Genomic DNA, 20,778 nt, shown 5'->3' with positions numbered 1-20,778 from the left:
CCTGGCCGGAACCGGCAGCCAAACCGATGGCTACGACAACTCCAGCCACCAGACCAGCCTGACGGGCAGAACAGCGCCGATACCGAGCTGCTGCAAGCCACCTACAACTACGCCCGCGCACCGAACCCGCGTGGCATCGCCGCAGTGCGGGCCCGCGGTCCCCAAAACTACGGGTCATCGGGCCCGTTCCGCCAACCCTGGCGCCGTCGAACGGGTGAGTCGCGCGTCGGTCTACCTGCCCCGGCGGTGATGACCCCGGCCTCCGGGAGGCTTTTCGGCACTGCGCCGAGGCGCAGCCGTGATCGGTCTGCGCGCAGAAATGCCTACTACCGGCCACGGCCGCGGCGTCGGCGGCGGGAGATCCGACCGCACCGAGCCATTGTCCGACGGCGTCCCACCAGCCGCCGCTTTTGTAGGCAATCCATCCCCACACGATGAACGCCGCGAGCTCGCAGCCGATGAACTCCGGCAGATCCCCGTCGAATTCACTGCGCTGTCCGAAGTGGACGACCCGTGCCAGCTCGTCCGGCGGCGCTGACGACCGAGGCAGCCGCGCATTGCACACCGGAATCACCGAACGCCTGTCGGCGTGGCGCCACGGTGCCAGCGGCCCTGGCCGCGGTCGTCGGCGTTGCGCTCTCCTTCACCACACCCGTCGACGAACATCGAGGATGCTCGCCGCAACGATAAGCCTCCTCAGTTGGTGAATCCGTGACGCCGGCGGTCAGAAGCCGACGCGCAGTGATTCGGTGGCCCGAGTGATCAGCTCCTGGAGCCGGACCCCCCGCCACACGTCCAGCTCGTGGGCGCGTCCCATCCGCACGGCGGCCGCGAACTCGGCCCGCAGGATCGGCCACGCCTGGGTGTGATCGATCGCTGAAGTGTCGTAGCCCAAAGCCCCGTTGGGGCCGAACAGCTCGACGGTCGTCCGGACGCGGTCGAGCCCGATCGCTCCGGAGAGGGAGGCCTGGCTGACCGCGCCGCTCTCGTGCTCGCAGGTCAGCTCGATCCACCGGGTCGAGTCCCCGGCCGCCCGGATCCCGCGAATGGTGCCAAGCGTGGTTTCGAGCAGGTCGAGCAGGTGCGGGCCGAGGTCGGGCAACGCACCGAACTCCAGGCGCCAGCCCGTCGCCAGGTCCCCACCCAGGAACGCGCCGTGCAGGTAACACGAGCGGGCGCCGACGGCGTCGAACGCCTTGGCCCGGTGGAGGAACTGGCGGGTTTCGGGGAGGTACCGCTTGGTGAGCACCAGCTGGCTCACCACGCCGGCGTCCTCGATGGTTTCTGCGAGTTCCCGCGCGGCCGGCAGGGTCAGCGCGACGGGCTTCTCCAGCAGCACGGCCTTCCCGGCACGGGCCGCCCGGCGAGCCAGGTCGGCCTGGATGTCGGGGCGCACGGCGAACGCGACCGCCTCGCACATCCCCAGGAGTTCGTCGAAATCGGTCGTCGCGGTGGCACCGTGTTGCCGGGCGAGTTCGGCCGCTGCTTCTGCCCGGCGCGCATACACCGCGGTGAGCGTGGTTTCGGGTCCGGCCGCGAACGTCGGGGCGTGCATGGTGTGTGCCCACGGTCCCGCTCCGACCAGTCCGACGCGGACAGGTTCGCCGATCACGACGCGCCTTCCCTGTCCAGCCGCTCGTCGACCACGTCCGGGGCATACGCGGCGTCGAGCACCATCGCCTGCGCGCCGTGCAGGCCGGCCAGGTCCCCGAGGCCCGTGCTGGTCACCTGAAGGTGCCGCGTCGCCCGGGGCAGCGCCTTCTGGTAGATGACCTCGCGGACGCCGGTGACGAAGTGCGTGTCGGCGAGGTCGCCCGCGATGACCAGCACCTCCGGGTTCACCATGCACACGACCGTGGTCAGCACCTCGCCGACGAGTCGGCCGGCCTCGCGGGCGAGCTCGACGGCCTCCGGCCGTCCGGCGGCGAGGTGCGCGGCCAGCTCGCGGCTCGACCGCGTCGGCACGCCGCGTTCGGTGAGCCGGCGCGCCAGCGCTCCCCCACTCGCCACTGCCGCGAGGCAGCCGCGGGAACCGCACATGCACACGGCGTCGTCGTGCCCGGGCAGCCGGATGTGCCCGATGTCACCGGCCCCGCCGTCGACCCCGCGCAGCAGACCGCCGTTGAAGACGAGCCCCGACCCGATGCCGGCCGAAATCTTGACCAGGACCAGGGGCGACGAGTTCGGGTAGTGCTGGGTGTGCTCCCCCAGAGCCATGATGTTCGCGTCGTTGTCCACCAGGACCGGGACGTCCCAGCGGCCGGCGAGGTGGTCGGCGATGGAGTAGCCGTCCCAGCCCGGCATGATCGGGGGCTGGCGCACGGTGCCGGTCTCGAACTCCACCGGCCCGGGTACGCCGACGCCGATCCCCCGCACATGTCCCTGCGGTCGGCCCGCCTGTTCGAGCAGCGCGCGGAACCGGACGTCGAGCGTGTCGAGAACGGGAACCGGGCCGGTCGCCACCTCCAGGTCGATCCGCTCCTGCGCAAGCCGGCGGCCGTCGAGGTCGACGACGGCGAGGCGGGCGTCCGCGGTGTCCAGGTCGGCGACCAGCACGACCCCGTCGTCGGTGAACTCAAGCAGGACCGACGGCCGGCCGCCGGTGGAGTCCTCGGTGCCGTGGGAACGCAGGTAACCGCGGTCGAACAACGGCTTCAGGCGCTGCTGCACGGTCGAGCGCGACAAGCCCGTCTGCTGTTGCAGGTCGGCGCGAGTACGTGCCTTGCCCGTGCGGACCAACCAGAGCAGGTAGCCGGAAGACATCGTCACCGGTGCGACTGTAATGATCTTCTACCCCTTTTCCGCGCCGCTGGTGAGACCTTCGGCGAGCAACCGCTCCGCCGCGAAGAACAGGATCACGATCGGGATCGTGAGCACCACCGAGCCGGCCATCAACACCGTTTTCGGCACCTCGAGGCCCCCGGCCAGCTGGGACAGGCCCAGTGACACCGTCCACTTCGAGCGGTCCTCGACCAGGAACAGCAACGCGAAGAGGAACTCGTTCCACGCGATCATGAAGACGTACAGACCAGTGGCCACGATCGACGGCGCCGCCAGCGGCAGCGTCACCCGCCACATCGTGCCCAGCCGTCCATTGCCGTCGATCGCGGCCGCTTCCTCGATGCTCTCCGGGATGGTGGTGAGGTAGTTGCGGAGCATGTAGATCGACACAGGCAGTGCCTGAGCCACGTACACCACCAAGAGCCCCACCAGAGAGTCGCGCAGGCCCGCCTTGCTGAAGATCACGAACAGCGGGATCGCCAAAAGGATAGACGGAAACAGGTAGACCGCCAAGAACAGGAAGTGCACCTGCTTCCGTCCGGCGAAGCGCAGGCGGCTGGCCGCGTACGCACCCGGCAGCGACAGCGCCAGGGTGACGACGACCGTGCCGAGCGCCACCAGCGCCGAGTTGCCGAGCAGGCTCAGCAACCCGTCGCCCCCGGAGGCCACCGACTTGAGCACTGTGGAATAGGTGGACACGGTGAAGTCCGAGAGCTTCGGCAGGATGTCGCCCGGGTTCCGCAACAGCGAGTCCTGCGAGCGCACCGAGAGCAAGACCATGTAGTAGAAGGGGAACAACGTCACGATCGCGAGGAACACGATCGTCACCCAGCGGAGAATCCCGAACAGCCGGTTCTCGAAAGTCATCCGGTTCACGAGCGATCCTCCGGAGCGAAGAACTTGAGGTAGACGGCGAGGAACACGACCAGCACCGCCGCGAGCACCAGCGCCTGCGCGGCCGCGCCGCCGATGTCGAACTGCGCGGTGAGGAAGTCGTAGACCCGCACGCTCAGCACGTCCGTGCCCGCACCGCCGCCGGTGAGCAAGTAGACGTCGTCGAACTTGTTGAAGGTCAAGATGAACCGCAGCACCGACAGCAGGGCCAACACCGGGTAGAGCTGCGGCAGCAGGATGTGCCGGAACCGCTGCGTCGGCGTGGCGCCGTCGACGAGCGAGGCCTCCTCCAGCTCGGCCGGTACGGCCTGCAACCGGGCGATGAGGAACAGGAACGTGAAGGGGAAGTAGCGCCAGCCCTCGAACGCGATCACGACCAGCAGGGCCAGCGGTACGTGCAGGTGCCAGCCGAACAGCGAGATCGTCGAGGTCTCCTGGCTGAGGAACGCCACGGGCTTGTCCCAGCCGAAGAAACTCTTGCCCCACGCGTTCACGACCCCGAACTGGGGGCTGAGCATGATCTCCCAGACGAACGTCGCGGCCACCACCGGCGAAACGTAGGGCAGCAGCATCGCGCTGCGCAGGAACGCCCGGCCGCGGAAAGGCTTGCGCAGCGCCAGCGCCGCGACCAGGCCGAGCGCCAGCGACAGCACCGTGCCGCCGATGGTGTAGATCAATGTCGTGACCAGCGAGCTCCACATGTCCGCGGAGCCGAGCACCTTGGCGAAGTTCTGGAACGTGAAGCGGCCGAAGATGCCTTCGCGTTGCAACGTCGCCAGGCGCAGTCGCTGAAACGCCAGCACGATCGTCCACACCACGGGCAGGACCACGACCACCAGCACGATGATCAGGGTCGGGGAGAGCAGGGCCAGCCCGGCCCTGCTCTCCTGCTGCCGCAGGGTGAGCGCTCGCCGCCGCCGTGGGGGCCGGCCGGTCGGCTTCGCGGGGGCGGGCCGGTTCCGGACGGTGTGCGCCGAGGTCATCCGCGTTTCCCTACTTCAGTGATTTCTGGATGTCCTGGACCGCGGCGCTCGCCTGCTTGGCGGCTCCGGCCGGGTCCACGGTGCCGCCGGTCATGGCGCTGACGGCCTTGGGCACGGGCAGTTCGGCCAGCGAAGCACCGGCCAGCCCGCCCTGGCCTTGCGTGATGCCCCACTGCTGGAAGCTGTCCAGGCTGCTCTGCAGCTGCTGGATCACCTCTGGTGAGTACACCTCGGACAGCGGCTTCTTGCCGTCGGTCCCGACGGGCAGGCTCGCCCAAGCCTTGGTGAACTTGCCGGGTTCGGCGGCGGTGCCGGTGCGCGCAGGGATCTTGCCCTGCGGCGCGAGCCCGAGCCAGCCGCCGTACCCCTGGTCCAGCATGTAGCCGACGAACTTCTGCGCGTTGGCGGAGCGGTCTCCCTGGGTGATCACCCAGGAGCCGAGCTCACCGAAGTTCTGCGCGGCCGAGCCGTCGGGACCCTTGATGGCCGTGATGAACCCCGTGTTCTTCGCGAGGAACGAAGGATCGGCCTGACACTGCGGGCAGCTGGGCGCGGCGTCCTTCTGCAGCCCGGCCAGCTGCGGCAGCAGGTAGGACGACCACACGGTCATCGCGGCCTTGCCCGCGAAGTAGGTCGCGCGGGTCGAGTCGACGTTCTGGGCACCGGGCACGGAGTACTGGTGCACCAGGTCGTTGTAGAGCGAGAACGTGTTCACGCACGCCGGGCTGTCCAGCGTCACCTTCCCGGCCTGGTCCACCAGCTGGCAGCCGTTGCCCAGCGCGAAGTCCTCGAACGTCTGCTGCGTGAACGCGTCACCGGGGTCGGTCGCGATCGAGATGCCCGCAACGTCCGGCGAGTTGAGCTTCTGGGCCGCCTGGCGGATCTTGTCGAACGTGTCGGGCGCCGGGAGGCCTGCCTTGGCGAAAAGGTCCTTGCGGTACACGAGCATCTGTGGCCAGCCGTCGGACGGCACCGCGAGCTGCTTGCCGCCGCTGACGTCCATCTGCAACGCGCGAGCGGAGAACGTGCTGGCACCCAGGTTCTTGACCACCGACGCCGCGGCGTCGGTGTCGACGAGGTCGTTCACGGCCATCTCGTTGACACCGGTGAGCGAAAGGCCACCGACGACATCCGGCAGGTTGCCCGCGGCCGCGGCCGAAGTGACCAGCTGGCTGAACTGGTCCTCGTCCAGCCCGACGATCTTCACCTTGACGCCGCTCTGCGCGGTGAACTGATCGGCGATCCGTTGCGCCGCGGCGACCCGGTCTGACTGGTTTTCCATGCTCCAGACGGTGAGCGTGCCGTCGCCACTGTCGTCGGAGCCGGAGCCACAGGCGGCCAGCGCGCCACCGGCCATCACCACGGCCGCCAGTGCGGCGGCCGATCGGGCCGGGACTCTCGTCCACCTTCGTACTGAAGACATCGGTGCTCCTTTGCGTCGTGCCTGGCGACGATCACAGCACCAGTTAGGCGTTAAAGCAAGACAAGTTATGTAGATTTTTTGGCATAAGTGGGGTAGCTTCTGCCCGGCAGATAGCCATAAATGATCGACAAGGCGGTCGGAGGAGGCCCTGGTGGGCACGGTGGTTCAGTTCGTAGGCCCTCGCCGGGTCGAGGTGGTCGAAACGCAGCAGGAAGAGCTGGGAACCAGGTCGGTGCGCGTGCGCACGCTGTACTCCGGAATCTCGGCCGGCACGGAGCTGACGGCCTACCGCGGCACCAACCCCTACCTCACCCGGGTCTGGGATGAGCAACGCCGGCTGTTCGTCGACGGCGACGCGAGCCAGACCTACCCGGTCGTAGGCTGGGGCTACTCCGAGGTGGGCGAGGTCCTCGAAGTCTCGGCCGACGTCGCCGGACAGCCAGGGGCGCCGGCCGTGGGCGAGGTGGTGTGGGGGATCTGGGGCCACCGCAGCGAAGCGGTCGTGCCGGCGGCGAAGCTCGCCGACCACGTCGTGCCGGCCGGGCTCGACCCGCTCGCCGCGTCGTTCGCGCGCGTCGGCGCGGTGGCGCTCAACGGGGTCCTCGGCGCCGACGTCCACCTCGGCGAGACGGTCGCCGTCTTCGGCCAGGGTGTGATCGGCCTGCTCGCCACGCGCTTGGCGACGCTCAACGGCGGGCGCGTCGTGGCGTGCGACGCCATTCCCGCGCGGCTGGCGATCGCGGAGGAGTTCGGTGCCGTGGAGACGGTGGACGTCACCGCCGCGAGCGCCGCGGAACGGATCCGGGCCGCGACCGGCGGCCACGGCGCCGATGTCGCGATCGAGCTCAGCGGCACCTACCGCGCGCTGCACGAAGCCGTCCGCACGGTCGGCGTCGGCGGGCGCGTGGTCACCGCCGGCTTCTACCAGGGCGACGGCACCGGCCTGCGGCTCGGCGAGGAGTTCCACCACAACCGCGTCGAGATCGTCGCCTCGCAGATCGGCGGCGTGCCGTGGCGGCTGGCCGGCCGGTGGGACCAGGACCGGATGAACCGCACCTTCCTGCGGCTGGCCGCCGACGGCGCGGTCGACCCCGTCCGGCTCGTCACCCACCGCGTAGGGGTCGGCGAGGTCGAGCAGGCCTACGAACTGCTCGACGAACGCCCGGCCGAAGCCCTGCAGGTCGTCCTCGACTACACGGAGAACTGATGCTGAAACTCGCCTGCCAGGAACAGCTGTTGCCCGGCGACACCCTCGAAGAGAAGTGGGAGTTCGCCACCGCGGCCGGCTACGACGCCATCGAGCTGCGAGGCAAGAAGGACTTCGCGCTGCAGCACCGCCTGCCGGAGCTGCACCGCGCGGCCCGCAACGGTGTCGTCATGCGCACCGTGTGCGTCGACATGCTGCACTTCTTCGGCGCCTTCGACCCCGACGTGCGCGCCGACGCGATCAAGCAGATGCGCTCGCAGCTCTCGGTGATCGCCGAGCTGGGCGGGATCGGGGCGATGACCCCGGCGTCCTACGGCATGTTCTCGCGCCGGCTGCCGCCGTTCGAGCCGCCGCGCACCGAGGAGCAGGACCGCGAAGTGCTGCTCGCGGGCCTCACCGAGCTCGGCGAGCACGCGCGGGCCGAAGGCGTGCTGCTCCTGCTCGAACCGCTCAACCGCTACGAGGACCACATGGTCAACCGCCTCGAGCAGGCCGCTTCGCTGATCGACGAGGTGGGCCTGGACTCCGTTCGCATCGGCGCGGACACCTACCACATGAACATCGAGGAGGACGACCCCGCGGACTCGCTCGTACGGTTCGCCTCCTACCTCGGCCACGTGCAGGTCAGCGACTCGAACCGGCTCCAGCCCGGCGCCGGGCACCTCGACTGGCCCGCGGTGCTCGGCGCGCTCGCCGCCCTCGGCTACGAGGGCGACCTGGCGCTGGAAAGCCGGCTGCGCGGGGAACCCGCGGACGCGGTGGCCTCCGTGCCACCGTTCCTGCGACGGCTCGCATGACCGACGACCTCGCCCGGCGGGCGCGGCGGATCCTGCTCGCCAACTGGCGCCGTGGGTTCACCGTGCCCGCTCAGGGGTTGTACCCGCACCAGTGGAGCTGGGACTCGGCGTTCATCGCGCTGGGGCTGCGGCACCTGTCGGCGGTGCGCGCTCAGCGGGAGCTCGAGTCGCTCTTCGGCGCGCAGTGGCCCGACGGGCGGGTCCCGCAGATCGTCTTCAACCCGGCAGTGCCCGCGAACGCGTACTTCCCCGGCCCCGATTTCTGGGGCCCGGGCGCCCGGCTCGCGTCGACCGGGCTGGTCACCTCGGGGCTCGTGCAGCCCCCGCTCCACGCGCTCGCCGCGTGGGAGGTACATCGGGCGGACCCGGTCACCTCGCGCCGCCGCGGGTTCCTGCGCCGCCTCTACCCGAAGCTGCAGCGCTGGCACGACTACCTGTTCGACCGCCGGGACCTCGCCGGCGACGGGCTCGTGTGTGTGATCCACCCGTGGGAGTCCGGTTTGGACAACAGCCCGGCGTGGGACGAACCGCTCGGCCGGGTCGCTCCCGTCGCTCCGGCGACGTTCGTCCGGCGGGACCTGGGGCACGCGGGGGCGGGCGAGCGTCCGACCGACCTCGACTACGGCCGGTACGTGCGGCTAGCCGCCGACTACCGCGACGCCGGTTTCGTCGACACACTCGGCGGTTCGGCGTTCGCCGTCGAGGACCCGCTGACCAACGCGCTGCTCGCCGTGGGGGAGACCGCGCTTGCCGCGATGGCCGGCGAGCTCGGCACCGACCCCGCACCGCACCGCGAACGAGCGGCTTCGCTCACGAACTCGCTCGTGGCCCGGCTCTACGACCCGGCCGAAGGCACCTTCTTCGCCCGCGACGCGCACACGAAGTCGTTGCTGCGGCAGCGCACGGTCGGCGGCCTCGTGCCGCTGGTCGTGCCCGGCCTCCCGGTCGTGGAGGAACTGCTGAAAACCGCGCGCGGCGAGCACTTCCGCCTCGGTGAGCTCAGCCCGGTGCCCAGCTACGACCTCACCTCCGCCGACTTTGAGCCAGCGCGCTACTGGCGCGGCCCGGCGTGGTTCAACACCGGCTGGCTGATCTGGCACGGCCTGCGCACGCACGGGCACGACCAGCTCGCCGGCCGGCTGGGCGAGGGCATGCTGGACGCGATCCGGCTCGCCGGGTTCCGCGAGTACGTCGACCCGCTCACCGGCGCCGGGCACGGCAGCGACGACTTCAGCTGGACGGCCGCGGTGGCGATCGACCTGCTCGAGGTGCCGGCGGCGGACGGGCGGACGGCATGACCGCGCACACGCTCGTGCGGGGCACGACGTTCCTGATCACCGGCCCCGCGGCCGTTGTCGCGGCGGGCACCGAAGGCTTGTACGTCGACGACACCCGGCACCTGTCCAGGTGGGAGCTGTCTACCGAGGCTTCGCTGCGGGTGCTGAGCGAAGAGCACGACCGGCACTCGGCGAGCGTGATCCTCACGCCGGCCACGCCGCGCAACGAGGACCCCGCGTACTCCGTGTTCCGCGACCACGCGCTGGGCACCGGCACGCTGGTCGAGGACATCCGCGTCCGCAGCCATCTCGCGGTGCCCAGCGAGGTGACCGTGTCGTTCCGGTTCGCGGCCGACTTCGCAGACCAGTTCGAGCTGCGCGGCACCAGAAAGTACGACCGGCCGGGGAAGTACTCGGCCTCGAACCGGGCGAACGGTGACGTGCTGCTCGCCTACGAACGAGCCGACTATCGCAAGTGGACGATCGTGCGCTCCTCCGCGCCGGCCGCCTGCACCGACGACCGGATCAGCTGGACCCTCACACTGCCGCCGCACGGGGAAACGTCGCTGCGGGTGGAAGTGGTCGCGGGAGAAGGGGACCGGATTCCGGATCCGGGCGCGCGGCCGGCGGTTTTCGCCGACGTGGTGCGGGAAGCGCAAGCTGACCGGCAGGAATTCCTGGGTACCGCGGGTGTCGCGGAGATCGCGTGGCCCGAGCTGCGCACCGCCGTCGCGGCCGGGCTGGCCGATCTCGCGGACCTGCGGGTGCCGGCGCCGGGCCGGCCGGACCTGCGCGTCCCCGGCGCCGGCGTGCCGTGGTTCCTGACGTTGTTCGGGCGCGACAGCCTGATCACTTCCCTCTCGACGCTGCCGTACCGGCCGGAACTGGCGGCCGCCACGTTGCGCGCGCTCGCCGCGGTCCAGGGCACCACGGTCGACCCGGAACGGGTCGAAGAACCGGGCAAGATCGTGCACGAGGTGCGCCGCGGCGAGCTGAGCCGCTTCGGGCAGACGCCGTACGGGCAGTACTACGGCACCGTCGACGCAACGCCGTTGTTCCTCGTGCTGCTCGGCCGGCACCGGGGCGTGGCGGGCGACGGCGTGGCCATCGAGCTGGAGGACGCGGCACGCGCCGCCGTCGGCTGGATGTTCGACCACGGAGGTCTCGACGAGCACGGTTACCTCGTGTACCGCACGGACGGCCCCGGCCTGGTGCACCAATGCTGGAAGGACTCCGCCCGGTCCATCTGCTTCGCCGACGGCGAGCTCGCCGAGGGACCGATCGCGGTGTGCGAGGCCCAGGGCTACGCCTACGAAGCACTCCTGTCGACCGCCGAGATCGCCCGCGAGGTCTGGCAGGACGCACCGTTCGCAGACCGCCTGCTCACCCGCGCCGCCCAGCTGCGCACCGACTTCGCCGACGACTTCTGGCTGCCGGGCGAGGACTTCGTCGCACTGGCCCTCGACGGCCGCCGCCGGAAGGTCGACGCCCTCGCGTCCAACGCCGGGCACGTGCTCTGGTCGGACATCCTGCCGACAGGGCTCGCCCAACAGGTCGGACACCGCCTCGGCGCGCCGGAGTTCTTCTCGGGCTGGGGACTCCGCACACTCGCCGCCGACCAGGTGCCGTACCACCCAGTGTCCTACCACAACGGCAGCGTCTGGCCCCACGACACCGCGATCGCCGTAGCCGGGTTGGCCCGGGCCGGACTCACGGCCGAAGCCACCCGCATCGCCGAAGGCCTGCTGGCCGCTGCGACGCACCAGCCGGGAAACCGCCTGCCCGAAGTGATGACCGGCTACGCGCGCGGCGAAACCCCGCACCCGGTCCCGTATCCACACTCGGCCTCCCCGCAGGCATGGGCCGCTGCGGCCCCGCTGCTAATCGCCACGGCACTGGGCTCGCCCTGAGTGCTGCGTTACCTCGATGCGAGACCAGCAGCAGCGCGGACAGGCGGATCAGCTGGATGAGTGCGGTGTTCTCGGGCTCGGCCGCGGCGGCGAGGCTGCCGGTGGGTCAGCTGTACGTAGACCTAGTCGCCGACTACCGCCGGCGCACGCGATCATCATCCCCGGGCAACATCTTGGAGCCCAGCTTCCACGCGGCGCTCCTCTTGTCGTCCATGATGTCTCAAACGTCGAGGTCGTCGTTCTCCTCCAACCACCTCACACTGCGGTGACCCATGAGCCAGCCGCGAACCTCGCCGGTCACTTCGTTTACAGCGCGGTCGGACCGAGGGGTGGTCGTATGGCACGGCGCCTCTCCTGGTTAGAGCTTGATGGTGTCCGGTGGCGGGCACTTCCCCTGTCCGTCCACCGGAGCAGATTCACTGCTAACGACCACGGTGTTCGCGGCGGAACGAACCTGCACGTCCAGACCGCGCATTGCTCGCGGTCTCCTCGTGCAGGCGGCAGATGAGCGAGTCCAGCTCCGGGTCATCGCCCGTGCTGGCGACGACGTCGTTGAGCTCAGCCAACTGGTTGTTCGACAGTGCGCGGCGGGTGGAGGCGTTGCGGCGCGGTTTGGTGACCCGGCGGGCCGGGTTGCGGTGCCGGTCAAGACGCCCGTCGTTCTCCAAGTGCCTGTACAGGCAACGCACTGCGGCGACGAAGTTCTCCGCCGCGTTGCGCCCGCCGCGGGAGTTCCGGCGAACCAGAGCGGTGCTTCGCACCAGCTCCGACAGGGCCTTGATCTCGCTGGCGGTGATCGTGTCCATGGCCCGATCACCCCGCTCCGCCTCCGCCTTGTTCCAGTACGACCCGTAGGAGGCCGCCGTGCTCCGGGAAACCAGGCCGGCCATCACCGGGATCCACTCACGGATCGTCGGCATCGGCCGCTCATCCCCCTCCGTGTCCGCCGCTACGGGCTCTTCCCAGCCAGCGGTGACGAGATCGGCCGGGTCGACGCCGAGGCGCGACAGCAACAGCCGGGCCGCCTCCAGGTCCTGTCGTGTTGCGGGGTTGGTCATGACGACTCCTCAGCGGTGGCCAGCGCGGCGTGGAAGGTACGGAGCATCATCTGGAGGGCGGCTTCCGGGTGGACGACGACAACGTCCTGGACGGGGTCGGCGACCAACAACAGGCGACTGCCCGCCAGCGCTCCGCATCCGCGGCGGACTGCGGCCGGGAGCACGACGTAGGGCTTGCGGGGCATCACGAACACTCCGTCCGTGCGCCGGCGGATCACGACGGAGGTCTCGACCAGCGTGATCAGCAACCGGTCCCCCGGGTTCCAGCCGAGGGCCGCGACGGCGCCGCGGTCCTGCAGCCGGCCGCCGCTGTCCATCAGCGCGATCGACAGCCGTGGGCCGTCCACAGCACTGAGGTCGCGAAGCAGCGGGAGGCCCATCGGAACGGGACGTGACGTCTCTGCTCGGGCTGGCACGGTGACCCGGCCCGGCAGCGCAAGGGGCGAGACGAGGCCGGTCACGCGGCACCTCCCCGGCGTCGCGCGCGAAGGGAGGGTGCGATCACGACCCGCCTAGTACTGCAACGGCAGTTAGGTGAGTGGGTAGCCGCGTCGTTTGTAGTGGCTGAGTCGGGCTTGGTGTTGTCGTCGGCGCCGGAAGCGGGACCACGCCCAGACGTGGTCGGCAGCGTTGGTGACACGCAGGATCAGTTTGGTGAGCAGCCGCCGGATCTCCGGTAGCGTGAACCCGATCGTGCCTGGCTCACCGGCACCCGTTCCCCTTTTATGGCAATGGATCGGGAGACGGCGAGCCAGGCGTGGGCGAGCATCGCGAGAGTGATGTGGGCATACCAGGCCCGCCAGGACCGGACCTGGTAGTGATCGAGTCCGGCTTCGTTCTTGGCCTGCTGGAAGCATTCCTCGATCCGCCACCGGGTGCCGGCGATCCAGACCAGGTCCAGCAGGCTCGAGCGGCGGGGTCCGTAGCAGACGTAGTAGGCGATCTCGGTCGGATCCGAGAGCGAGCGGCGGGCGAGCAGCCAGTGCCCGCGTCCGGGCTGCCAGCCGATCCGGATCGGGACCCGCGCCCACTCGTACTCACGCGGCCCGTGCGCCCCGGCGCCGACCGACAACCTCCGCCACGACCGGGCAGGCAGATCCGCGATCAGCTGGTCGGCTCGGGCTTCGCGACCGCCGGTGGTGACCAGGGTGTCGTTGACCTTGGTGGCCAGCACGTGCGCGGCATCGTGAGCTTCCAGCCACAACCGCAGATACTTGCCCTGCCCATAGGCCTCATCAGCCGTGATCCACGCGACCGGCACCTTCGCGGCGAACGCCCGCGCCAGCATCGCCATGGCTAGGCGCGGCTTGGTCTCGAACTCGGTCCCCTCCGGGATCCCCGCCCGCCGGCACCGGGCGGGGTCGGCGATCCAGGGCTCGGGCAGATACAGCTCGCGATCGATCAGCGCATGCCCACGCTCGGAGGCATAGGCCAGAAACGTACCGATCTGACAGTTCTCGATCCGCCCCGCCGTCCCGGAATACTGCCGCTGCACCCCCGCCGACCGCACACCCTTGTTCAGGAACCCGGTGTCGTCCACGATCAGCACCCCACCCGGCTCACCCAGATGCTCGACCACGTAGTCCCGCACATCGTCACGAACACCGTCGATGTCCCAGTCCGCCCAGCGCAGCAGCCGCTGCATCCCATCCGGCGACATCTCGCCGGCCTGCTCGGCCAGCGTCCACCCGATCTTCCGCTCCAAGCCCGCGACCAGCCCGGACACATACTCCCGCGCACGATTACGCGGCTCCGACCGCGCGAACCGGCCCCTATCCGCTCATGCACCCGATCCAGCCGATCCATCACCACATCGACCACCACCAGGATGATCTACCACAACACCGCCAACTGCCGTTGCAGTACTAGCCCGGTCCGCCGCGAATGTCCGCACGCCGGGCGTGGCGCATGGCTGACCCCACGCCGTTCCTCTCGACCATCACCGGGCCAGCCGCCGGCGACGGGGTCGGTGATCCTTTTCCGGTGGCAGGCTTAGGCCCTGCTCCTTGCTTATTCCAGAGCCGTGCAGATCTCCCCGCCGGATCTACACGCACGGGGCTTATACCCCTCTGACGCTGCGTACGTAGTTCTTCCGTAGTTCTTCCGAAGCGAACTCCGAAGCCGCCAGCCACTCTGAATGGGTACGAAACACCCGCGCACGAGGAAGGAAAAGCGACGAACACCTTGAGTGAGCTCGGCGCGCTGCACCTGACCCGCCCAGGTACCGCCGCCGGGCCGGACACCTGGGCCGCCTGGCACGAGCGCCGCGCGCTCGTGCTGGACGCCCTGGCCGCCGAAGGCAGCACGCTGGCAGCTGCCTCCGCCGCGGCGGCACACCGCAAGGCAACCGAACTTGGGAAGTAGCCGGCTGAATGCGGACGTACCCATGGGCGGCGGCCCGTGGACCGTGCGTCGCACGGGCGGCGCGCGAGGGCGCTGCCGGTCAAGCGGCGGTCGGCAGCGCCACCTTCACAGTTCTCAGCGACGGTTACCACGGTCGCGGCCGGGCTGATGATCGCGGTGTTGCGCACGATGGACGACTCCCAGATCGACATCGGCCCGATCCATATCGTCGGCTGCACCGACACCTCCTCCGCCCTGTAGGCCAGGTCCGAAGTGGGTGTCCCAGCGCCACCTCATCCTCACTCTGGGCCACCCGCCGTGCAGCCGACGAGCCACCGCCAGCCTCGGGCGCGATCTGCGCGCCGCGACCGCGGCGCCCTGCCGCGAGACGGACCGTCGCCGGTCGCATCTCCGGCACCCGCGTGGCGTTGCCCGGCTACTGATCCGCAGCGGCCGGGCACCTTTGGGTGCTATCCCGGAGCACCCAACCCGCGAACGTCCGGCCTTCAGGCGCCGAGGCGGCTGTAGAGACGGCTGGCCAGGGAGGCGGCCAGCCGGTTCAACTCACCTGACGGATCCAGCTGCGCGAACTGCCCGAGCAGCTCCGCCGCCGCATAGGCCTCGGCCTCCGACAGCACCGCCACCCACCGCTCCCGCCTCCCCCGCTCCACCAACCCCGTCAGGGCTTCGGCGTACTCGCCCAGGTCGCGCACCCCGAGCAGGCCGTACCGATCGCCCAGCGGATCCTGCGTGACCTCGTCACTCATGCTCGTGTGCCCCCTCGCCCCACCATCCGTCCGACCCGACCCGACCCAGAAAATCTATGGCGGCTGGAGTAGACATTCAACGGCGAGTGTGTGTAATGTTCTCCACGTACGAGAGAGACAACGTCAAGCAGGCGCGGGAGAGAACGTAACTACCCGCGAGGTGAGACAAGACGGTCAGGCAGGACGGAGCCGATCAAGGAACAGGTTCCGGCTGGTGACCGGGAGCAGTACCCGGGACCGGGCGGTGAAGAGGTTCGGCCCAGGTAGTACCGGCCCCGGAGCGGTAGTGCAGGACGCGGGCGGAGCGTGTGAGCCCGTGAAGATCAGCAGTATCAGCAGTGGTTGTTGTTGTGTGTTAGTGCAGTTGCAGGACCGGTCAGGTGCCCGGAGCCGATCAGTGAACGGGGCTCCGGGCAGTGGCCAGCGGCGTCAGTGTGCTGGGACCGATCAGTGGAAGGGTTCCCCGCGATGACGTTCGCAGCAGGTGAAGTAGCAGTACCGAGTAAGTGGAAAACACAGGAAAGAAGGGAACGGGAACATCATTGGATCGCCCGCAGCGGCTGGGTAGCGCCGCGCGGGTGCCGCAGTCCCATCGAGTTCGGAGGTGGTGCTCGGTTACGAATGAGCGATCCCCGCGGGATCCGGCTTTCCGCCGGACGCGGGTGCAAGACGCCGGCGGTCACGTCGGTTGACAATGGTGAAACCCAACCCTTGAGGACCCCGGGTGCCGCATGCGGCACCCGGGGTCCTTCGTGATGTGGAGGTGGAATGATCCCTGACCAAGAAGGACCGGCCACGCCCAGCGGGGCCGACAAGTTCGACGACGAGAACTACCCCGGCTACACCATGGGCCGGGCCGCCGACATGCTCGGCACCACGCAAGGTTTTCTGCGCAGCCTCGACGAGGCCGGCCTGATCACCCCGCAACGCTCCGCCGGCGGCCACCGCCGCTACTCCCGGCACCAGCTGCGCCTGGCCACCCGCGTACGGGAACTGGTCGATCAGGGCACCGCCATCGACGCCGCCTGCCGCATCATCACCTTGGAAGACCAGCTCCACGAAGCCCAGCGCCTCAACCAGGCCCACGGCCTCAACACCGACGACTGACTCGGCACGCGGCCACCGGCGCCGCGTGCCGACAGTCATCCGCCGCCGCCTCCCCAGGGCGACCCGAACTCGGCCGGCTCGGCCGCGGCGAAAGGCGGGCGCTGCCGGCCTCTGCTTGACCGGCAGCGCCCCCCGCGCGCCGCCGGGCGACGCACGCTTCTCGGACCAAGGCTCGTATTCCATCTCCCCACACCGCCGCTTGGGCGGGTGCCGGAGCTCGGGTTCCCGTCCCAGTGCGGCCTGAGCTCAGGCTTCACCGAGACGACGCCGGCGCCACGTTCGCGCAGTGTGAGCCGCCGGTTCGCGCGTGCGGCGATGTGGTTTCGCAGCCCGCCGGGCTCCGGCGCGCGGTACGCGGCCAGGCCGACTATCCGTTGTGCGACAGCACCTTGCGCGTTGTCATCCGGGCGACGCCGTTCGGCCCCAGGTCGGCGGCATGAACCTCAGGACGTGCCCGCGCTGCGCGGGGCTGGCCACCGACGTGGTGAACGCCGAACCGACGTAGAAACACCCGTCAGGCTGGTGACCTGCACTTTTCTCCCGGCGGATGCCGGAATTGCCCGGTTAGGCTCGTGCCAGATGCCGCCGGGCGCCGGCCGCCCGGCTCACCGGCGAGCCGGGGAGGTCCGATGGCCAAGCGCGCGCCGGGTGACCGGTCAGTGGTGCCCGGCTACGTGCGCGTGTTCACTCCAGTCCGTAGCGGCGCAGCTTCCGGTAGAGCGTCGCGCGGCCGATGCCGAGCAGGGCGGCCGCCCGCACGCGGTTGCCACTCGCCGTGCGCAAGGCGTCGGAAATGGCCAGGCGCTCGGCTTTTTCCAGCTCCGTCAGGCGAGGGTGGGCGGGTGAAGAACGCAGGCGTCCTGGCAAATGGCGTGCGCTCACGGTCGTCCCGCATGCTTCAGCCTCCGCCCACGCGACCACTGCCTTCAATTCGGTGAGGTTGCCCGGCCAGTCGTGGCGCTGCAGCGTCGAGCGCGCGTCCTGCGTGAAGTGCGCGCCTCCGGCGAATCGCTGCGCGAGTTCGGGGATGTCGGCCGTTCGCTCACGCAATCGGGGAACCACGACCTCGACAGGTGACCAGCCGGTACGCAGCACCTCCGCGGTGGCCGAACCGGTGCCGGTGGTGAATGTCGCGATCACCCGTGCGGAATGGTCTTCGGCAAGAAGGGCGGCGAGCCGGGTGGCTCGGCCGCGCCGCAAGCGCTCGACATGACGCAACAGCACGGCGGGTGCCGCCAACGCGTCGGCGACATCCTCCAGCCAGGCGTCGTCGTCTACTGCGTCGAGGACAATGGAATCGCCGAGCACCGCGAGCGCGACGTCGGCCTTGCCCACACCTGGCTCGCCCACCAGCAACATCGGCCGGGTGCCCGCCCGCACTACGGAACGCTCGAGCGAGCGCCAGGCCGGCGAGGTCCCCGCCAGCCCCGCGTCAGCGAACAGCGAAAGCTTGGCACTCCGTTGTGCGGTGCGGGGCCGCGGCGGTTCGACGACGACCAGCACACCTCTGCTGTCACCCGGTATTGCGAGTCTGAGCCGGACCTTCACCCCGTCGTCGAGGATCAGTTCGGTGGTGGGCAATGCGCCATCGCGTGCCGCCTCGATCGCGTAGGACTCCAGGGTGTCGATGTCACGAGGCCGCAGGAGGCGGGCGGCGGAGTCGCTGACGAGCCTGGTCCGGCCGTCCAGCACAGCGATCGGATACCGGACAGGCCCGGCTCGCAGGTAGGCCTCGAGCAGGCGGTGCTCGTGCGCCGACGCGGCGTGCACGAGTTCCCGCTCGATCGCGCCGGTCGCCGTGGTCACAACCGCGTGCAGCACCCGCAACGGCGCGTCGAGCCCGCACACTACGGCGACGGCGCCGCTGACCTTCCGCGTGACCGGGTCGGTCACCGGCGCACCCGCGCACACCGTGTTCTGGTACAGCCCGAACAAATGTTCGGGCCCGCCGATCACGCACGGACCGCCCGTGTCCAGGACGTGGCTGATCCCATTGGTCCCGGTGGAGCGTTCCGACAGGTCCGCACCCAATCGGGTGTCGATCCGGGCGAGGTGGGCGCCCACTGCTTCGTCATCGGCCCAACAGCCGACAACACGGGCGTGACGGTCACTGAGCACCAGGGCGGCACCGAGCCCGACGAGGTCGCCGGCGAGCTTGGTCAGAACCGGAGTCGCGGCGCGGACCAGCGGGGTGTCCAGCGAGACAGGCGAGGCGGGCACGTGGTCGCGAGTGACGTCGAGCTCGGCGAAGTACGAACGGCGCCAGGCAGCGGACAACCAAGCCGGCAGGTCTTCCGGTAATCGCCGCTCGGTCAGGAAGAGCTCCCTGGCCTGTCGCAGACGGGCGAGGCCGTCCTGGGTTTCGATCTCGTAGCCCATCCGTTGTCACTCCATTGTGTTCACCGGATTGTGTTCACCGTACCGACCCTCCCGGCGCTCTCATTCTCTTCCACCGGGCCGGCATCGCCACTGTCTCATTGTGAGACAACCACGCGGGGCGGAGCCGTCTCACAGTGAACGCATGACGACGGATTTGGTTGCTCCGAGGGAGAGCGCCCGACCCACATCTCTCACGTCCGCAAATCTCGAAACCGATGTAATCGTGGTCGGAGGCGGTGGCGGCGGTCTGCCGACCGCGCTGTTCAGCAAGTGGCTCGGCAACGACGTGATCCTGCTGGAGAAGGCACCGGAGCTCGGCGGCACAGTCAGGAAAGCCGCGTTCTGGTACTGGGTGCCGAACAACGAGCCCATGCGCGCCCTCGGCATCGAAGACCGGTTCGAGGATTTCCTCCGCTACGCCGCCCGCCTCTCCCAGCCGACCAGGTATGACCCGGAAAGCCCGACGGCCGGTCTGACCGAGTGGGAGGTCGGCATGGTGCGCGCCTTCCACGAGAGCGCGAGCCCCGCTGCCGAGCTCCTCGCCGAACGCGGCGCGCTGACCTACCGGCATTGCCCGGACGTGCCGGACTACTGGTCGGAACTGCCGGAGGACAAGGCACCAAAGGGGCGCGTGCTGGTGCCGGCGGACGCGCGGGAATCGATGTCCGACGGCGGTGCGCGCGCGGTCGAGCAGTTGTCCGCCGCCGCCGAGCGAGACGGCGTGCACGTGTACACCGGGCATCGGGTCCAGAGGCTCATCCTCGACGCCGGCCGCGTCACCGGGGTCGAGGCCACTACGGTTTCCGGAGACACCGTTCGGGTCCTCGCACGCAAGGGCGTGGTTTTCGCGACCGGTGGCTTCACCCACGACGACCAGTTGCGCCGCGACCACCTCGGTGTGCCGGCCTATCCGGGGTGCGCGGCGGTGACGAACGAGGGTGACTTCGTGCGCATCGCTTCGCCACTGGGAACGCAGCTTGGCACCATGAACCACGCCTGGATGTGCCCAGTACCGCTGGAGAAGACCGGGCGATCCGACTTGGTCGGCATGTTCTCGGTGGCCGGCGATTCAATGATTCTCGTGAATCGCCACGGCGAGCGCGTGGCCAACGAGAAGCAGCCCTACAACGAAGCCGCGCGGACGTTCTTCCGCTGGGACCCGGCGACCGGCAGCTACCCGAACCTGGTGCTCGTGCAGCTGTGGGACCAACGCAGCCAGGACCACTCCGCTAGCGACGAGTACGGCCGGCTGATCGTCCCGCCCGGAAACGACGACGAGCACGTCATCAAGGGTCAGACGCTCGCCGAGCTCACGGCGAAAATCCGCGAGCGGCTCTCGGCCCTCGCGGCCAAGACGGGCGGCTTCAAACTCGCCGAGGATTTCGAAGAGAACCTGCCGGGGACGATCGACCGGTTCAACGGCTTCGCCGCGAACGGCAAGGACGAGGACTTCGCCCGGGGCGATACCGCGATCCAGCTCGTGTTCAACGGACCGGTGAAGGAAGAACCCGGCCGCACCAACCCGACCATGTGGCCGATCAGCGACACCGGCCCCTACTACGCCGCACTCGTCACCGGCGGCACTCTGGACACCAAGGGCGGCCCGAGGACCGACCCCGACGGACGCGTGCTCGACGACCTCGGCGCGCCGATACCCGGCCTCTACGGTGTCGGCAACTGCGTGGCCTCCGCGTCGGGGCGCGCCTACTGGGCAGGCGGCGCCACCCTTGGCCCCATCATCGCGTTCGCCTACCGCGCCGCCCGCGCTGTCGACCGGGCTGACGTGCGAGCCTGACCCGCCGCCGGCAGCCGGCGGCGGAGTACCAGCATTCCGACCCTGACCGACCCGCTA

The 20,778-nt window shown here is 69.7% G+C and carries 16 protein-coding genes and 1 pseudogene; 7 read left to right on the top strand and 10 right to left on the bottom strand.

The annotated features are described in order from the left end of the window. Positions 1-724 precede the first annotated feature (724 nt). The 5 genes from ACFY1H_RS33180 to ACFY1H_RS33160 are packed head-to-tail and all read right to left on the bottom strand — an operon-like array spanning position 725 to position 6,081. Positions 725-1,612, bottom strand: a complete 888-nt coding sequence (locus ACFY1H_RS33180; protein ID WP_386953026.1) for a Gfo/Idh/MocA family protein — start codon at positions 1,610-1,612, stop codon at positions 725-727. After that, positions 1,609-2,763 (bottom strand): ROK family protein, encoded by a 1,155-nt coding sequence (locus tag ACFY1H_RS33175; RefSeq protein ID WP_386953062.1) that lies wholly within the window; start codon positions 2,761-2,763, stop codon positions 1,609-1,611. The genes ACFY1H_RS33180 and ACFY1H_RS33175 overlap by 4 nt, the downstream gene beginning before the upstream one ends. Before the next feature lie 27 nt (positions 2,764-2,790). Further along, complete coding sequence (locus ACFY1H_RS33170) at positions 2,791-3,648, bottom strand: carbohydrate ABC transporter permease (RefSeq protein WP_386953059.1); 858 nt, start codon at positions 3,646-3,648, stop codon at positions 2,791-2,793. Between the two features lie 5 nt (positions 3,649-3,653). Further along, positions 3,654-4,658 (bottom strand): sugar ABC transporter permease, encoded by a 1,005-nt coding sequence (locus ACFY1H_RS33165; RefSeq protein ID WP_366585007.1) that lies wholly within the window; start codon positions 4,656-4,658, stop codon positions 3,654-3,656. Between the two features lie 10 nt (positions 4,659-4,668). Continuing rightward, positions 4,669-6,081, bottom strand: a complete 1,413-nt coding sequence (locus ACFY1H_RS33160; RefSeq protein WP_386953023.1) for an ABC transporter substrate-binding protein — start codon at positions 6,079-6,081, stop codon at positions 4,669-4,671. Between the two features lie 151 nt (positions 6,082-6,232). Between ACFY1H_RS33160 and ACFY1H_RS33155 the strand changes: the two genes are divergently transcribed. Genes ACFY1H_RS33155 through ACFY1H_RS33140 form a run of 4 tightly spaced genes read left to right on the top strand, consistent with a single transcriptional unit; the run spans position 6,233 to position 11,272 of the window. Continuing rightward, entirely contained in the window at positions 6,233-7,288 is a 1,056-nt protein-coding gene (locus tag ACFY1H_RS33155) for a zinc-binding alcohol dehydrogenase (RefSeq protein WP_366585003.1), read from the top strand. Then, the gene (locus ACFY1H_RS33150; protein ID WP_366585001.1) at positions 7,288-8,085 is read left to right on the top strand and encodes a sugar phosphate isomerase/epimerase family protein; all 798 of its coding nucleotides are present in this window, start codon (positions 7,288-7,290) and stop codon (positions 8,083-8,085) included. The genes ACFY1H_RS33155 and ACFY1H_RS33150 overlap by 1 nt, the downstream gene beginning before the upstream one ends. Further along, complete coding sequence (locus tag ACFY1H_RS33145) at positions 8,082-9,383, top strand: hypothetical protein (protein ID WP_386953019.1); 1,302 nt, start codon at positions 8,082-8,084, stop codon at positions 9,381-9,383. Before ACFY1H_RS33150 ends, ACFY1H_RS33145 begins: the two co-directional genes overlap by 4 nt. Beyond that, complete coding sequence (locus tag ACFY1H_RS33140) at positions 9,380-11,272, top strand: glycogen debranching N-terminal domain-containing protein (protein WP_366584997.1); 1,893 nt, start codon at positions 9,380-9,382, stop codon at positions 11,270-11,272. Before ACFY1H_RS33145 ends, ACFY1H_RS33140 begins: the two co-directional genes overlap by 4 nt. Positions 11,273-11,694: 422 nt before the next feature. Here ACFY1H_RS33140 and ACFY1H_RS33135 read toward each other — a convergent pair whose 3' ends face one another. The 3 genes and pseudogenes from ACFY1H_RS33135 to ACFY1H_RS33125 all read right to left on the bottom strand — a co-directional run bounded on the left by ACFY1H_RS33135 (position 11,695) and on the right by ACFY1H_RS33125 (position 14,154). Continuing rightward, positions 11,695-12,330 carry a hypothetical protein gene (locus tag ACFY1H_RS33135; protein ID WP_386953015.1) on the bottom strand — a complete coding sequence of 212 codons (636 nt, stop codon included), beginning with the start codon at positions 12,328-12,330 and terminating at the stop codon, positions 11,695-11,697. Then, positions 12,327-12,791, bottom strand: coding sequence for a hypothetical protein (locus ACFY1H_RS33130; RefSeq protein WP_386953012.1), 465 nt, complete (start codon positions 12,789-12,791; stop codon positions 12,327-12,329). Before ACFY1H_RS33130 ends, ACFY1H_RS33135 begins: the two co-directional genes overlap by 4 nt. A 185-nt stretch (positions 12,792-12,976) precedes the next feature. Then, positions 12,977-14,154, bottom strand: a pseudogene (locus ACFY1H_RS33125) (IS701 family transposase). A gap of 360 nt (positions 14,155-14,514) precedes the next feature. Between ACFY1H_RS33125 and ACFY1H_RS33120 the strand changes: the two are divergent. Then, positions 14,515-14,694, top strand: coding sequence for a hypothetical protein (locus ACFY1H_RS33120; protein ID WP_366584991.1), 180 nt, complete (start codon positions 14,515-14,517; stop codon positions 14,692-14,694). 485 nt (positions 14,695-15,179) lie between these two features. Here the strand turns inward: ACFY1H_RS33120 and ACFY1H_RS33115 are convergent, their stop codons facing one another. Then, positions 15,180-15,440: a hypothetical protein gene (locus ACFY1H_RS33115; RefSeq protein WP_366584989.1), complete on the bottom strand. Its 261-nt coding sequence runs from the start codon at positions 15,438-15,440 to the stop codon at positions 15,180-15,182. A gap of 768 nt (positions 15,441-16,208) precedes the next feature. Here ACFY1H_RS33115 and ACFY1H_RS33110 point away from each other — a divergent pair. Next, the gene (locus ACFY1H_RS33110; protein WP_366584987.1) at positions 16,209-16,547 is read left to right on the top strand and encodes a helix-turn-helix domain-containing protein; all 339 of its coding nucleotides are present in this window, start codon (positions 16,209-16,211) and stop codon (positions 16,545-16,547) included. Between the two features lie 684 nt (positions 16,548-17,231). Here ACFY1H_RS33110 and ACFY1H_RS33105 read toward each other — a convergent pair. Then, on the bottom strand, positions 17,232-18,926 hold the full coding sequence (locus tag ACFY1H_RS33105; protein ID WP_386953007.1) for a sigma-54-dependent Fis family transcriptional regulator: 1,695 nt from the start codon (positions 18,924-18,926) through the stop codon (positions 17,232-17,234). Between the two features lie 16 nt (positions 18,927-18,942). On the opposite strand from ACFY1H_RS33105, the gene ACFY1H_RS33100 reads away from it, so the two are divergent. Next, positions 18,943-20,721, top strand: coding sequence for an FAD-dependent oxidoreductase (locus ACFY1H_RS33100; protein WP_386953004.1), 1,779 nt, complete (start codon positions 18,943-18,945; stop codon positions 20,719-20,721). The last annotated feature ends 57 nt before the right edge of the window (positions 20,722-20,778 follow it).

Origin of the sequence: Amycolatopsis sp. NPDC001319, assembly GCF_042896185.1 — a bacterium.
In the GTDB taxonomy this organism is placed as follows: Bacteria; Actinomycetota; Actinomycetes; order Mycobacteriales; family Pseudonocardiaceae; genus Amycolatopsis.
This window is presented reverse-complemented; position numbering and strand designations above follow the sequence as displayed.

Bases quoted from the DNA above. Each gene is read 5' to 3' on its own strand.
- ACFY1H_RS33175 (WP_386953062.1), bottom strand. From the start codon at position 2,763: ATGTCTTCCGGCTACCTGCTCTGGTTGGTCCGCACGGGCAAGGCACGT.
- ACFY1H_RS33170 (WP_386953059.1), bottom strand. From the start codon at position 3,648: ATGACTTTCGAGAACCGGCTGTTCGGGATTCTCCGCTGGGTGACGATC.
- ACFY1H_RS33165 (WP_366585007.1), bottom strand. From the start codon at position 4,658: ATGACCTCGGCGCACACCGTCCGGAACCGGCCCGCCCCCGCGAAGCCG.
- ACFY1H_RS33160 (WP_386953023.1), bottom strand. From the start codon at position 6,081: ATGTCTTCAGTACGAAGGTGGACGAGAGTCCCGGCCCGATCGGCCGCC.
- ACFY1H_RS33150 (WP_366585001.1), top strand. From the start codon at position 7,288: ATGCTGAAACTCGCCTGCCAGGAACAGCTGTTGCCCGGCGACACCCTC.
- ACFY1H_RS33145 (WP_386953019.1), top strand. From the start codon at position 8,082: ATGACCGACGACCTCGCCCGGCGGGCGCGGCGGATCCTGCTCGCCAAC.
- ACFY1H_RS33140 (WP_366584997.1), top strand. From the start codon at position 9,380: ATGACCGCGCACACGCTCGTGCGGGGCACGACGTTCCTGATCACCGGC.
- ACFY1H_RS33135 (WP_386953015.1), bottom strand. From the start codon at position 12,330: ATGACCAACCCCGCAACACGACAGGACCTGGAGGCGGCCCGGCTGTTG.
- ACFY1H_RS33115 (WP_366584989.1), bottom strand. From the start codon at position 15,440: ATGAGTGACGAGGTCACGCAGGATCCGCTGGGCGATCGGTACGGCCTG.
- ACFY1H_RS33110 (WP_366584987.1), top strand. From the start codon at position 16,209: ATGATCCCTGACCAAGAAGGACCGGCCACGCCCAGCGGGGCCGACAAG.
- ACFY1H_RS33105 (WP_386953007.1), bottom strand. From the start codon at position 18,926: ATGGGCTACGAGATCGAAACCCAGGACGGCCTCGCCCGTCTGCGACAG.